Genomic DNA, 14771 nt, shown 5'->3' with positions numbered 1-14771 from the left:
CGATGAAAGATGATGCGGCCGAGATTCTGTCCATCCGAAATCTGGTTGTCGGCTTGACCGGCGATGATACCACGAGGCCAGTGCTGGACGGCATATCGCTGACCATCCACGCTGGTGAGACGGTGTGCCTCGTGGGTGAGAGCGGTTCTGGAAAGTCCGTGACATCGCTCGCCACTATGGGTCTTCTGCCGCGTCAATCTCTAGAGCCGAAGGGCGGCGAAATCCTGTTCGAAGGCGAAGACCTGTTGAAGGCCGATGGTGCGCGTATGCGGTCCTTACGCTCGAGCCAGATCGCAATGATCTTTCAGGAGCCGATGACGGCACTCAATCCGGTGCTGTCCGTTGGTCGTCAGATATGCGAAGTGCTTCAGGAGCACACTAAACTTGGCAAGCGCGAACAGCGCGAGCAGGTTCTGGCGATGATGGAGCATGTGCATCTGCCAGATGTGCAGCGGATCTATAATTCCTATCCGCACCAGCTTTCCGGTGGCCAGCGTCAGCGCATCATGATCGCCATGGCGTTGATCCTCAAGCCCAAGCTTTTGATTGCCGATGAACCGACAACGGCGCTCGATGTCACGACCCAGAAGCAAATCCTCAAGCTGATCGACGAGCTTCAGGAAAAGCAGGGAACTGCGGTCCTGTTCATCACCCATGATATGGGTGTCGTGGCCGAAATTGCCGACACTGTTTACGTCATGCACCATGGCAAGCTGGTAGAACATGCGCCGATCGACAAAATCCTTACGTCACCCGAGAAAGACTATACTCGCACTCTTCTTTCCGCCGTTCCCAGTCTTGTGCCGCGCGCCCCGCGTCCGGTCGATAGTCAGGAAATCGTCCTCTCCGTATCCGAGATGGACAAGGTTTATACGAAAAGCAGCCTGTTCGGAAAAAGCATCGAGGGCACCAAGGCTGCAGATAAAGTCTCCTTCACCCTCAAGCGCGGGCGCACATTGGGGATCGTCGGTGAAAGCGGTTCGGGAAAATCCACCGTCGCACGCTGCATCATGCGGCTGATCGATCCGACGTCTGGCAGCATTCGCGTGTCCGGCAACGAAATAGCCGATTTCTCACGCCGTGCATTGCGTCCGCATCGCCAGCACATCCAGATGATCTTTCAGGACCCCTATCGCTCGCTTAATCCGCGCGTAACGGTGGGCGAAAGCATTGTCGAGGGGCCAGTCAATTATGGGAAGACGCATGCTGTCGCCTGGGCGGAAGCCAAGGAATTGCTTGGCCTCGTCGGTCTGCCAGAAGATGCAATCAGCCGTTATCCACACCAGTTCTCCGGTGGTCAGCGGCAACGCATTGCCATTGCCCGCGCCATTGCCATGAAACCGAAAGTGCTGGTGGCCGACGAGGCTGTTTCTGCGCTGGATGTCTCGGTGCAGGCACAGGTGCTCGATCTGCTGGCCGAACTTCAGGAAAAACTTGGCATCGCCATTCTGTTCATCACCCACGATCTGAGGGTAGCAGCCCAGATTTGCGATGATGTCATCGTCATGCAGCGTGGCAGAATCGTTGAATATTCCACCGGTTATGATGTTCTGACCAAACCGACAGACGTCTATACACGCCAGTTGATCGATGCCGCGCCTGGGCGTCATTGGGACTTCGCAAATTTTCGCCAGCTGGACATGGAAGCCCCCGCAGCCACTGGTCCCGCCTTCGTTTAAAGATTTCCACCACGTCATTCCATCTTACTGCAAGGATATCCCCATGCCCGTTATCGAGAAGATCGAAGCCTACAAGGACGAACTGACTGCCATCCGCCGTGATATTCACGAATACCCGGAAATCGGCTTTGAAGAAGTGCGGACCTCCGGCATCGTTGCTGAAAAGCTGGCGAGCTATGGCATCGAAGTTCATCGCGGCATCGGCAAGACCGGTGTTGTCGGTGTGCTGAAAGGCAACCGTGGAGAAGGCAAAACCATTGGTCTGCGCGCAGATATGGATGCGCTGCCGATGGAGGAGCATACCAATCTCGGTTACGCCTCGAAAATTCCCAACCGCTTTCATGGCTGCGGTCATGATGGCCACACGACCATGCTGCTGGGTGCCGCCCGTTATCTGGCCGAGACGCGTGACTTTGCGGGAACGGCAGTGTTCATTTTCCAGCCGGGTGAAGAAGGGTGTGGCGGTGCGCGCGCGATGCTGGCCGATGGCCTGTTCGACCGTTTTCCCTGCGATGAAATCTATGGTCTGCACAATTCGCCCTATGACGAGCCGTACCGCATTGGCATCAAGCCGGGCACCAGCATGGCCGGTGCCGATTTCTTCGATATCCGCATCAACGGGCGCGGCAGCCACGGCGCGATGCCTGAAGTCTCCAAAGACCCGATCATTGTCGCAACCGCTCTGGTTCAGGCGTTACAGTCTGTCGTCAGCCGCAATGTCAGCCCGCTGAAAAGTGCTGTGCTGTCCGTAACGCAAATCCATTCCGGCAGCGCCTACAATGTCATTCCTCAGGAGGCGACAGTGTCCGGCACGGTGCGTTTCCTGGATCGCGAGGTCAATGAGATGATCCGCCAGCGCATGAAGTCGATCGCGGCTGGCCTTGCGGCCTCTTTCGACGTGGAGATTGACGTCGATATCCGCAATGTCTTCGACGTCCTGTTCAACACCGAGGATCTGGTGGAAGGTTTTGCCGAAGCCGCCCGCGACATCGTTGGCGACGCGATGGTCTATACAAAGACCCAACCGGTCATGGGCAGCGAAGACTTCGCCGACATGCTGCACAAGGTGCCGGGTGTCTATTGCACTGTTGGCCATGCCGGAAATATTCCGGTCCATAATCCCGGCTTCGTGCTCGATGACGGTATCCTGCCCGTGGGCGCAAGTCTGCTTGCCCGCATCGTTGAACGGCGGCTGGCGGCCTGATGCTGCCCGCCTGTTCGCTATACTCCATTGATTCACGGGAAGAATGCAAGTGCAGGATATTACCAGACTGACAGCGGCGGAATTGTCGCGCTCCATTCACGCACGCAGCGTCTCCTGCGTTTCGGTAATGGAAGCCTATCTCGACCGCATAGACCGCGTAAACCCCACACTGAACGCCATCGTTAGCCTGCGTGACCGGGCCAGTATTCTCGATGATGCCCGGACATGCGATCGGGAGTTGGCGGATGGCCATTCGCGTGGATGGATGCATGGTTTCCCGATAGCCATCAAGGATTTGTCCGAAGCGAAAGGTCTGCCCTGTACCTGGGGTTCGAAACTCTTCGAAAATTTCGTCGGCCAGACGGACGACATTCACGTCGAGCGTATTCGTGCCGCCGGTGCCATCATCATCGGCAAGACCAACACGCCTGAAATGGGGCTTGGCTCACACACGACGAATTCGGTATTTGGCGCCACACGTAATCCCTTCGACAGAGAGCGTAGCGCGGGTGGCTCCAGTGGCGGTGCGGCGGTCGCTGTCGCCGCTCGCTTGTTGCCAGTAGCTGATGGCAGCGACATGATGGGTTCGCTGAGAAACCCCGCAGCCTTCAACAACGTCGTCGGCTTTCGCCCAAGCTTCGGACGCGTGCCCTCGGGCAAGGGCAACGAAATGTTCATGCGACAACTAGCCACCGCAGGCCCGATGGCCCGAAATGTACAGGATGCCGCGCTACTGCTGGCTATACAGGCCGGATACGACATACGGGATCCACAATCACTGGCGAATGAGGAACTGGAACTTCTGCCAAAAGCAGATCACTCGGGAACGAAAGTCGCCTGGCTCGGGGATTTCGGCGGTTATCTGCCATTCGAAGAAGGCGTTCTCGATGTCGACCGAAAGGCGCTGAATGTCTTCGCTGTTATGGGTTGCGAGATTGAGGAGATCGTTCCGCAGTTCGATATGAATGCGCTCTGGCTTTCATGGATAACGCTCCGCGCCTTCAACGCCGGTAACAGCCTGCTTCCACTCTACAACGATCCTGAGAAACGCCCGCTCCTCAATGTCCAGGCCACCTGGGAAATCGAACTCAGCCTCACTCAGAAAGCGGCTGAAGTTTTTAACGCTTCCGTTGTCCGTAGCGATTGGTACAAGTTTGTTTGCACGCTTTTCGAGCGATACGACTATCTCGTGATGCCTTCCGCTCAAGTCTTTCCGTTCGATGTCCATAAGACGTGGCCAGATCAGATCGCTGGTCGTCAGATGGACACCTATCACCGGTGGATGGAAGTGGTCATCGGACCCAGCATGGCCGGGTTGCCTGTGGCTGCGATGCCAGCCGGATTTGGTTCAAATGGCTTACCCAACGGCATTCAAATCATTGGCAAACCGCGTACCGATCTGCAACTTCTGCAATTTGCTCTGGCTTACGAACAAGCTGCCGATGTCTGCGCGCCTGAAACTTTTTTGGGCTAGCCTCAGTGTTAAATGCTCTATAAAGATGATTGTTATATTCATGTATTAGAGCGTTTAACACCAAAACAGTCAGCTGTGTTAGGCGACCAAAGCTGCTGAGTTAAGTCCGCCTATGAGCCGATCATTGTTGCACCTCCTGGCCACGGAAGAAGAGGGTCGTTTGATCCGGTTCTTCCGTCATCGCCTTCGAGATCGCGAAGACGCAGCGGATGCGATGCAGGAAACCGCTCTGCGAGTCTTGCAGGTTTCACAAACGACTTTGATAGAGAATCCGAGGGCATATCTTTTTCAGATTGCGAAATCCGTCGCGAGATTGACCATTATTCGACAGTCTCGGGAACGTCCTTTCTTGGTTTCTCTGGAGGATGGGCTTGCGGTTGCCTGTGACAGGCCGGATCAGGAGCAAATTGTTGCAGCACGCCAACACCTTGCTGTCATGACGCGCGAAATCGAAACCTTGCCGAAACGTTGCCAGGAGGTTTTCGTGCTGAGCCGCATTCACGGATTGTCGAATGGAGACATTGCTGCCAAGCTTGGCATTTCCAGAAACATGGTGGAAAAGCACATCATAAAAGCGCTGCTTCACTGCCGTGCCGCCCGCGCAAAATAAATCTCTGAGGGAACGTCAGGCGCTCGTCTGTTTCTCACTCCTTATATAAAGATGCACAGTTAATCCGATAAGAGAACGGCGACTTCCTCCATGCGCGAAAAACAGAGCGACCTTGCTGATGGTCTTGCCGAGGAGGCAGCATTTTGGGTGGCGCGTATGCAGTCATCCGACGCAACAGAGGCCGATCACACCGCGTTTCAGGAATGGCTCGCGTCGCATCCATCGCATTCTCACGCTTACGAAGAAATGAGAAGCCTCTGGGGTGACATGCGCGATGTGCAGATTGCTCTTCCCGTTGACCGAAAAAGCCATGTATCTGGCCGAACAGTAGCGATGTCTATCGGTGTCATCTGTCTTTTGGGTTTGGCCGCGCTGAGCATCCAGCAAATCGGCGTCGTCGATCGTTTACGATCGGATTATTACACCGTCGTAGGCGAAACCCGGGTCGTCACCCTTGACGACGGAACACATGTTACCCTGAACACCGATGCGGCTATTCAGGCGCAGTACACGGCTCGTGAGCGGCGCATCGTTCTTCTGCGGGGCGAGGCATTCTTCGACGTCACCAAAGACCAGCAACGTCCATTTATTGTAGAGAGCAATGGATGGACGGCAAAGGCGGTTGGAACGCATTACTCCGTGCGCGCAGAAACCGGCGCCTTGCCGCAGCAAGTTCAAGTCGAAGAGGGCCAGGTGGAGGTGGCGACGCAGACCGGTGCGACACTGCTGATCGCGGGCGATGTGGTCACGCGCGACGCGGACGGAAAATTGCTTCGCTCCAGACAGGACGTTGCCAACAATACCGCCTGGCGCGAGGGCAAGCTCGTTTTTTCGGGTCAGCCGTTGAGCGAGGTTCTGGAGGTTCTTGCGCGATATCGCCATGGCCGGATTATAGTTCTCGATGAGCGCGCCGCGCGATTGAACGTTTCCGGTATCTTCGATCTCAAGGACACGGATCAGGCGCTTCGCATTCTGGAGGCCGATCTCCCTGTTGCGGTGACAAGACTGTCCGGCATGATGGTCGTCGTCCGCTCTCGATAATTTTTTATCAAACTAACGTCAGGATGTCCGGCCTCTTTTTACTCTACGTCAGCAGAACGCATTGCGCCGTTGCGCAGTGAACTGCTGATCAGGTGGAAGGGACATACAATGACTTTTGCGAAACGGACCCATAAGCGGCTCTGGCTAACAACGACCGCGATTGTTGGACTGTCGATCGCAAATGTGTCTGGAGCAACATATGCCGTGGCCCAAAGTGCCACATCGACACCTGCTGCAAACACCCTATCAGTTCCCGCAGGGCCGTTGGAAAACGCTATTCTCACACTTGGTCGCCAAGCCAATTTGCGCATGCTTTACCCGTCTGCGATCACCAGAGGTAAAACGACAGCGGGCGTTCGCGGACCTCTCAGTATTTCTGCGGCGGTGACCCAACTTCTTGCAGGATCCGGTTTGAATTTCACAATCACCGGCTCGAATACCGTTCGGATTTTTGATCCGTCCTCTGCTGGAAATCAAGCTGCCGCAAACGCTGATGGCTCCACGGTCCTGGAAACGATCGTGGTTCAGGGCGCCGGGGAGAGTGGCGTCGAGGGCATCGTGCAGACGGACGGATATGTCGCCAAATCCGGACGCACCGCAACCAAGACGGACACGCCGGTCGCAGAAACGGCGCAGTCCGTGTCAGTGGTCAGCCGGAAGCAACTGGATGACCGGCAGCCGCAGAATTTGACCGAAGCGATAAGCTATACCCCCGGAGCCCGTGGTGGTCAGTTTGGCGGAGAGCCGAGATATGACTCATTTCGTGTAAGAGGAATTGACCTTCAGTACACTGGCGTATTCCGTGACGGCTTGCGACAGATAAACAGCCCTAACGGCCTGTTTCGTCTGGAAAATTACGGTATCGAGGCGTTGACGATTTTGCGTGGACCGGCGGCATCGATTTACGGTGCAAGTAGCGCAGGCGGTCTGGTCGATATCATCTCCAAGCGGCCTACCGAAGAGAAAGTCCGTGAGATCGAACTGCAATATGGCTCTTATGGCCGCGTTCAGGCCGCGTTCGATCTCTCCGGCCCAGTGACGGATGATGGTTCCATATTGTATCGGCTGACAGGGGTCGGACGCGACGCTCGTAATGAAATCGAAGCGGTCAAAGACGATCGCGTTATGATTGCGCCTGCTATCACCTGGAAACCGGATGAGGGCACCAAATTCACTGTTCTCGGCGAATATATGGATTCCACGACTGGCGGAACGTGGGGATACATTAATAATTATAGCCCCGACGGCCTGTCATCAGGCGCAACGCCTGTCTACGGCGGCGATCCTCGCTTCAATGATTTCAGGCAGAAGCAGTGGCGGATTGGTTACGAGCTCGAGCATGAGCTGAACGATGGGCTGACATTGCATCACAAGCTGCGCTACTCGGCGCTGTCGTCTGACCAAGAGTATGTTTTCGATGCCTGGCCCGGGGTTGTTTATGAGGACAACAAAGGTGTATCCACGGACACTTACCTTGAGAGCGAGTTTGAGACTGGCAAAGCGCAGCATAAGCTCATCGCCGGCGTAGATTATAGCTTTATGGAGTACCAATCCCGACAGGGTAGTGGTGGGTCACAGTTTACCGACACGTTCACATATGTTCCAGTTGCAAACGTTTTGGAACGCCAGAAGCAAAACGCGATCGGCGTTTACGTTCAAGATCAGATCGAGATAGACGCGTGGCGCATCGGGTTAGGCCTTCGCCATGATTGGCATGACAGCGAGTTTTCGAAGGACGGCGTCAATTACACCCGAAATGATAGCGAAACGACGTGGCGGGCTTCGATCGGTTACGTCACGCCGTGGAATATCATGCCTTACATCAGCTACGGTACCTCGTATCTGGCCAATCCTGGCGTGCCCTTCGGTGCCACGGCTCAAGCGGAACCAACGCTGGGTGAGCAATACGAAGTCGGACTGAAATATGAGGTGCCCGACGAGAACATTCTCATTTCTGCAGCTTATTTCGACATCGATTTGAAGAATGCCAGTGTCTACACGTTCGACACCTCGGTGAATAGAAATGTCTTGCGGCAACTCGATCTCCGATCCCGTGGTGTCGAACTCGAGGTCACGGCCTCGCTCGACAACGGCCTGAGCTTCACCGGAGGCTATTCCTACAACGATGCCGAAATTAAAAAACTGACTGCGCAAACCGTTGGTAATCAGTTCAATTCGGCACCCTATCATTCGTTCTCGCTGTGGGCTGATTACGAAATGCAGGGCGGCGCATTGGAAGGGCTCGGCATCGGTGCTGGTATACGTTATGTCGGATCGAGCTTCGGTGACGATCTTCATACTCCGGTGCTCAATAACGGTGCTCGTACGTTTGTCGACGCGGCTGTGCGATATGACTTGGGTAAGCTGAACAGTGCGATGGAAGGTGTGAAGCTGCAGGTGAATGCCACAAATCTGTTGAACGAGGTCAATCAGGTCTGCACGGCTGGCTTCTGCTACTACGATGAAGGTAGAAAAGTGGTTGCCAGCGTCAAGTATCGCTTCTGATGCTGCGCCAAAATTTAAAAACCGACAGGCCTTCGCCCATAGCCGTTTTCATGGCCGTAGGCGGGCTTTATATCGGGCAGAGTATCATCGGTGGACTGACGTTTCTCGGTCTTCCAGCCGTTCTCAGGATGGCTGGGCTTCCGCTGGACCAGATCGGGCTCCTTTATCTGGTCGTTCTGCCGTGGGCCCTGAAATTTCTATGGTCACCTTATATAGAGCGTTACCGATTGCCGAAGGTGGGCAAGAACCGTTCTCTTATCATCGTGGGCGTAGGCGTCGTCGTTTGCGCATGTGGGCTTGTCGTTCTTGCTTTTGCAGGCCCATCACCGGTGAGTATGGCAATCGCAATTCTGTTTATTGTCGCGGTCGTTACGGCAACCGTGGATATTGCCTGTGACGGATACGCGGTCGAGACGCTGGCGGCAGAACATCATGGATGGGGAAATGCCGCTCAGGTCGGAGGCTCCTATCTCGGTTCCGCCATCGGCGCTGGTCTGTTTCTTGTCCTTGTCGATTACTATGGATGGCGAAACGCGACATTCGTCATGGCGGGTCTGTTGTTGTTGCTGGCACTACCATTCGTTTTCGGCCCCGCCTCGAAAGCGAAGGTCGAGACCCGCGAGAATACGCCATCAATGATCCACGCACTCAAACGTCCCCAAATTCAAAAAGGTCTCGTCATCGCTGCGGTCTATGTGGCAGCCCAAAAATGGGGTCTGGCGATGCTTGGCCCGTTCCTGGTGGATTACGGTTTCGATCTGGCTACTCTGGGAACGTTCAATGGCGCAGGGAGCATGATCATCGGTTTCGGTGGCGCGCTTCTGGGCGGTCTTCTGGTAAGACTTTACGGGGCACAGCGTGTTCTCGTTTTATCGATTGTCGCCCAGATCGTTCTGCTCTGTGCCTTCGCGTGGTTTAGTCTTCACCGTGACACTGCGCATTGGATCGTCATGATGGTTGCAGTAACAAGCTCGTCTGGCATCATGTCGATGGGTTTCGTGGCACTTTATGCTTGTTTCATGGGCTGGTCCGATCCGCGGCAGGCGGGGGTGGATTTTACGCTCTTCCAGTGCATGGACGGGATCGTCAGCATGGCGGGAGGTATCGGCGCGGGAGCGATAGCGGAACGCTTCGGCTATCACACGGCGTTCTTCGTCGCCGCTGCCGTTTCTCTATGCGCAATTCCGATCATATGGATGCTCTTAAGTTCCCAGCATACATCGGAACGTCTGCGCCGTGTCACGACCGAGAAATGACAGATTTCGCAAGTCCCACGATTTCCGGCAGAATTTTACTCTCGTTTTCTGCACTCCAGATCGTGTGGAGTTCAGCGGTGCACTCTTGCTGCAAATCCAGGGGTCGAAAGACGACATTGTCGAAGCAGGCATTTTGCGTGCATTCAGGTACGATCGCCAAGCCGATTTCAGCACTCACCAGCGAGAGGATGGCTTGCGAATGTGTCATGCTTTGAACGATGCGGGGCGTAACTGATTGCTCCTCCATCAATCTCGTCAGTTTTTCATGGAGATAGCGCGCCTCGGGTGAAAACATAATGAATGGCTCGCCATTTAGGACAGATAGTGCGGGCCGCCGCCTTGATGCCAGTGCATTCGATCTGGGTATAGCAAGCATCAGTTGCTCGCGTAAAACACAGACGCTCTGAAGATGGTGCTGCCCGGAGAGCGGGCGTGAGAGGCCCATATCCACATCACCGGCATTGATTGCGCGGAGTTGTTCGGAGGTCTCCATCTGAACCAATTCAAGTTCGATATGTGGCGCCGCAGCGCGAACTGCACCGATGAAGCCGGGGAGAAAGCCGTATGTCGCGGCACCGACAAAGGCGATCCGGATTGTGCCGGTGTAACCACGGGCCGCTCGGCGGGTCGCCGTGACTGCTGCATCGTTTTGGGCAAGAAGCTTTTGTGCCTCGGATAAAAATGTGTGCCCCGCGGGTGTCAGTGCAACGCGTCGGCTACTTCGCTCAAACAGCACCACATCCAACTGTTGTTCTAGCAGACGTATCTGACGGCTCAGCGGAGGCTGAGTCATGTTCAGACGTCTGGCGGCACGGCTGAAATTCAGTTCAGAGGCCACTGCAACGAAGGATCTTACTTGTCCCATGTCCAGCATCTATTCAATTCCTGTATCGATTTGCGTCAATATTCGATTTGGACTTAAATGGATCAAGGAGGTATTGGTCAAGTAAGAGGCGCTTTTCGCGAGCGATTGAGGCAAAAAGGGTGAAGAAATATGGACACGCAGACGGCACAGACGAGATCATTGCAGACCTCGGTTGAGGCGGACAGCATTGCCTGGATCAAGCTTTCTTCGATCTTTTTGCCTCTCAAGACGCCGATCAGCGATGCCAAGGTGCTGACCGGGCGACAGAAGCCTCTGACAGAAGTGGCGTTTCTGTTTGCTGAAATAGAGACAAAACAGGGCCATAGCGGTATCGGCTTCAGTTACTCCAAGCGGGCAGGTGGTCCGGGGCAATACGAACATGCCAAGGAGATTGCCCACGTCCTGATCGGTGAGGACCCGAACGACATCGGCAAGCTCTGGAACAAGCTGTGCTGGGCGGGTGCATCGGTCGGTCGCAGCGGTCTTGCGGTACAGGCGATTGCGGCTTTCGACATTGCCCTGTGGGATTTGAAGGCCAAGCGCGCGGGTCTTTCCCTTGCCAAGCTCCTCGGCGCCCATCGCGATAGCGTTCGGTGCTACAACACATCAGGCGGTTTTCTCTCGTCGCCAATCGAAGAGGTTCTCGACAATGTCGAACAGTCTATCGAGGCTGGAATTGGCGGCATCAAGATAAAAGTCGGACAGCCAGACATGGCGGTCGATCTCAAGCGCGTTGCTGCTGTCCATGACAAGATCGGCGGACGCACGGCGATGATGATCGATGCGAACCAGCAGTGGGACCGCCCAACGGCCATGCGCTTCGGCAGAATGATGGAGCCTTACAATCTTACCTGGATCGAGGAGCCGCTCGATGCCTATGATGTTGAGGGTCATGCTGCTCTAGCGGCACAACTCGACACGCCAATTGCGACCGGTGAAATGCTGGCAAGCGTGCTGGAGCATATTTCGCTGATCCAGAATAATTCCGTCGATTTTATTCAGCCGGACGCGCCACGCGTCGGCGGCATTACCCAGTTCCTGAAAATTTGCGCGCTGGCAGAAGCCAAGAAGCTGCAACTCGCGCCGCATTTTGCCATGGAAATCCACCTCCATCTGGCCGCAGCCTATGAACTTGAGCCATGGGTAGAGCATTTTGACTGGCTCGATCCGCTTTTTAACGAACGGCTGGAGATCAAGGGTGGGCGCATGCTGGTGCCGAACCGCCCTGGCCTCGGGATTACCCTGTCCGAACAGGCCGGACATTGGACACGTGGCGTTGCCGAGTTCGGCAAGCGCCCGTAAGTTTTTCGAAGCTCAGGCCGTTCCGCGGGCAACGATGTGGAAGTCGATGTAGATCATCGCTTCCACAGTCTCGTCACCTTCGATCTTCCGAAGGATGGCGCGCGCCGCCTTGGTGCCGATATCGCGCCGATCAATGCGGACGGTGGTCAGTGGTGGATGGGTGTAAGGTGCAAAGTCGAAATCACCGAAGCCGATAATGGCGAGGTCGTTCGGCATGCTGCATCCGCGCGCATGCGCTTCAGCCAGAGCACCGTGCGCGACGACATCCGACGAGCAGAAAACGCCAAGTGAGCCTGTTCCGCAATCCAGCAGTTGCGCCATCGCCTCGCGCCCGTCCTTGAAGGTAGACGGTGAGTTCATTTCGAGATCCGGCAGTTCAACATCTGCGAGCCCCCGCAAGCGATGGATGAAGCCGTCCCGTCTCTGGACTGCTCTGGGGTCATTGGCGCCAATCTGCGCGTACCGGTCGTAGCCTCTGATGAGCAGATGGTCGGCAACCAGCGTACCCACACCGGAATGCGAAAATCCAACCGCCGTATCGAGCGGCGAGGGGGTAGAATCCCAAATCTCAACGATGGGAAGTCCGGCACCGGTCAACATGGCACGGGTTTCCTTGAGGTGGGTGATGCCTGTCAGAATGATGCCATCGGGGCGACGCGCGAGGATCGCCCGGGTCAGTTCCTGTTCCCGCGCTGGGTCATAACCAGAAAGGCCGAGGAGCAGCTGGTAACCGGCCAACACGAGTTCGGCATTTAATCCCTCGATGGTCTCGGCGAAAATCGTGCTGGCGACGGACGGGACGATCGCAGCGATGAGACGAGTCTTGCGGGAGGCGAGGCCACCTGCCAACAGATTTGGCACATAACCGGTCCTGGCAATAACCCGTTCGATTGCTTCCAGTGTCCGAGGCTTGACCAGATGGGGTGTGTTGATTGCACGGGAAACCGTTACGGGTGAAACGCTGGCCAGCTTTGCAATATCAGCAAGCGTTACAGGGCCATTCGTCGTGCTGTATTTTTCTTTATCGCGTCCAGTCATTGCCAACATCCCTGTTAAAATGATTTACGCTTTCATTTTAGATGTAGGCAAGTGATCATTTTATTATTTGCGATATTGACTCCTAAATATATGATTTATTTGATAATAAAAAATTCTTCCAACAGTTGCGATGTCAGATTTTGAAGTTAAAATGAAAGCGCTTCCATTTCTTCGGCAGGAGGGTTTCGAAGGATGGAGGCGTGGGACCGGCAGGAGGCCGGGCAAGAGGAGGAATTATCATGAAGCTCAAGCGTTTCTTGGCGTTTGCGAGCGCGACCGTCGCACTTTATGCAGCAACCTCGCAGGTGGGCCACGCGCAGGACTACCCGACAAAAACCGTGACCGTGGTGGTGCCGTTCGCGGCAGGCGGCAATACTGATACGTTCGGGCGTCTCGTCGCCGAAGAGCTTGATAAGCGGCTGGGTCAACGTTTCATCGTTGAAAACAAACCCGGAGCCGGCGGCAATATCGGTCTTGGCGATCTCGCTCGGTCCAAGCCAGACGGCTACACGATCGGCATGGGTACTGTCAGCTCGAATGCGATCAATCAGACACTCTACAAGACCCTGCCTTACGATAAGGAAAAAGGCTTTGCGCCTATTTCGTTGATTGCCAGCCTGCCGAATGTCTTGGTCGTGAACCCGGACAAGATCAAGGCGAACACTGTCGAGGAGCTTATCGCATTCCTCAAAACGGACGAGGGCAAACACACTTATGCGTCTTCCGGCGTGGGGACCTCAATCCATCTTGCAGGGGAACTCCTGGCCACCAAAACGGGCATAAAGATTACCCATGTGCCCTACAAAGGCAGCAGCCAGGCAATCCTTGATGTCGTGGCTGGCCACGTCGACATGATGTTTGATAACATCCCAACGGCCGCCCAGCAGGTGAAGGCTGGAAAGCTTAAGGCGTTGGCGGTGACAAGCCTTGAGAAGGCCGATCTTCTGCCCGACGTGCCGACGATGGCAAGCGTTATTCCCGGCTTCGAGGCAACCTCGTGGCACGGTCTCTTCGCGCCTCCCGGCACGCCACCGGAAATTGTCGATAAGCTGAGCTCCGAAGTGCAGGCGATCATCGCTGATCCGGCCATGCAGGCAAAGCTCAAGGCGATGGGTGTCACGCCGGTTGGCAACACGCCAGCGGAGTTCCAGGCTTTCATCGACAAGGAAACGGCCAAGTGGGCCGAGGTCATCAAGGCCGCCAACGTTTCTCTGCAATAGGGCAACTGGCCGGTCGGTTAACCCCTGACCGGCCTCTCCTGTCATCTGCGAGTGTCAAGACATGCTGAGAATTAGAAACAGCCGCGACTTTGTCGGCGGAGTGATGATGATCTGCGTCGGACTGGTGTTTATCTGGTTCGGTCAAGAGTTGGAAGTTGGAAACTCCTTCCAGATGGGCCCAGGCTATTTCCCGATCATGCTCAGCCTCATACTTGTGGTGATCGGTGGGCTGATCATCGTTCAATCATTGATGGTCGATGCTGAGGACGACGAGCCTGAAGTCTGGAACTGGAAGGCTTCCAGCCTTGTGATCGCAGCACCGATCGTCTTCGGCCTGCTGCTTTCGGGGCTGGGTCTTGCGCCCACCATGCTGTTGCTGATCTTCGGCGTTGCCACTGCGAGCAGATATGCGAATTGGCGCCATTCCATCCTGCTTGGGCTTTTCCTCGCTGGTTGCTCCGTTCTGTTGTTCACAAAGCTCCTCTCGCTTCCCGTCGCAGCCTTCGGTCCCTGGATGCCGTTCATCGGCGAACTCGGCTGAGGTCGCTTCCAGAGCCTTTCGGCCAGCTGACGAAAC

At 55.5% G+C, this 14771-nt stretch carries 12 protein-coding genes; 10 read left to right on the top strand and 2 right to left on the bottom strand.

Features of this window, described 5'->3' with window-relative positions; translation table 11 throughout:
- Positions 1-2: 2 nt before the first annotated feature.
- The 7 genes from HRR99_RS16090 (at position 3) to HRR99_RS16060 (ending at position 9769) form a co-directional block, all read left to right on the top strand.
- Entirely contained in the window at positions 3-1679 is a 1677-nt protein-coding gene (locus HRR99_RS16090; RefSeq protein ID WP_233123707.1) for an ABC transporter ATP-binding protein, read from the top strand.
- Positions 1680-1722: 43 nt separating this feature from the next.
- A complete protein-coding gene (locus tag HRR99_RS16085) occupies positions 1723-2883 on the top strand; it encodes a M20 aminoacylase family protein (protein WP_233123706.1) in 1161 nt (386 codons plus the stop codon).
- Between the two features lie 43 nt (positions 2884-2926).
- Positions 2927-4357 (top strand): amidase, encoded by a 1431-nt coding sequence (locus HRR99_RS16080; protein WP_233123705.1) that lies wholly within the window; start codon positions 2927-2929, stop codon positions 4355-4357.
- Positions 4358-4469: 112 nt separating this feature from the next.
- The gene (locus HRR99_RS16075; protein WP_233123704.1) at positions 4470-4967 is read left to right on the top strand and encodes a sigma-70 family RNA polymerase sigma factor; all 498 of its coding nucleotides are present in this window, start codon (positions 4470-4472) and stop codon (positions 4965-4967) included.
- Between the two features lie 90 nt (positions 4968-5057).
- On the top strand, positions 5058-6008 hold the full coding sequence (locus HRR99_RS16070) for a FecR family protein (protein ID WP_233123703.1): 951 nt from the start codon (positions 5058-5060) through the stop codon (positions 6006-6008).
- Positions 6009-6116: 108 nt separating this feature from the next.
- Positions 6117-8513, top strand: a complete 2397-nt coding sequence (locus HRR99_RS16065) for a TonB-dependent siderophore receptor (RefSeq protein ID WP_233123702.1) — start codon at positions 6117-6119, stop codon at positions 8511-8513.
- Entirely contained in the window at positions 8513-9769 is a 1257-nt protein-coding gene (locus tag HRR99_RS16060; RefSeq protein ID WP_233123701.1) for an MFS transporter, read from the top strand. Before HRR99_RS16065 ends, HRR99_RS16060 begins: the two co-directional genes overlap by 1 nt.
- On the opposite strand, the gene HRR99_RS16055 is transcribed toward HRR99_RS16060, so the two are convergent.
- Positions 9753-10643: a LysR family transcriptional regulator gene (locus tag HRR99_RS16055; protein WP_233123700.1), complete on the bottom strand. Its 891-nt coding sequence runs from the start codon at positions 10641-10643 to the stop codon at positions 9753-9755. The two genes, HRR99_RS16060 and HRR99_RS16055, sit on opposite strands and share 17 nt — an antisense overlap.
- Before the next feature lie 120 nt (positions 10644-10763).
- Between HRR99_RS16055 and HRR99_RS16050 the strand changes: the two genes are divergently transcribed.
- Positions 10764-11936, top strand: a complete 1173-nt coding sequence (locus HRR99_RS16050) for an L-talarate/galactarate dehydratase (protein ID WP_111839397.1) — start codon at positions 10764-10766, stop codon at positions 11934-11936.
- 12 nt (positions 11937-11948) lie between these two features.
- On the opposite strand, the gene HRR99_RS16045 is transcribed toward HRR99_RS16050, so the two are convergent.
- Complete coding sequence (locus HRR99_RS16045) at positions 11949-12974, bottom strand: LacI family DNA-binding transcriptional regulator (protein ID WP_233123699.1); 1026 nt, start codon at positions 12972-12974, stop codon at positions 11949-11951.
- Between the two features lie 239 nt (positions 12975-13213).
- Here HRR99_RS16045 and HRR99_RS16040 point away from each other — a divergent pair, with 239 nt between their 5' ends.
- Both HRR99_RS16040 and HRR99_RS16035 read left to right on the top strand, forming a co-directional pair.
- On the top strand, positions 13214-14194 hold the full coding sequence (locus HRR99_RS16040) for a Bug family tripartite tricarboxylate transporter substrate binding protein (protein WP_233123698.1): 981 nt from the start codon (positions 13214-13216) through the stop codon (positions 14192-14194).
- Positions 14195-14255: 61 nt separating this feature from the next.
- Complete coding sequence (locus HRR99_RS16035; RefSeq protein WP_233123697.1) at positions 14256-14735, top strand: tripartite tricarboxylate transporter TctB family protein; 480 nt, start codon at positions 14256-14258, stop codon at positions 14733-14735.
- The last annotated feature ends 36 nt before the right edge of the window (positions 14736-14771 follow it).

This window comes from Agrobacterium vaccinii (assembly GCF_021310995.1).
GTDB lineage: Bacteria > Pseudomonadota > Alphaproteobacteria > Rhizobiales > Rhizobiaceae > Agrobacterium > Agrobacterium vaccinii.
The sequence above is the reverse complement of the archived record's forward strand: the minus strand, read 5'-3'. Positions and strand labels throughout refer to the sequence as shown.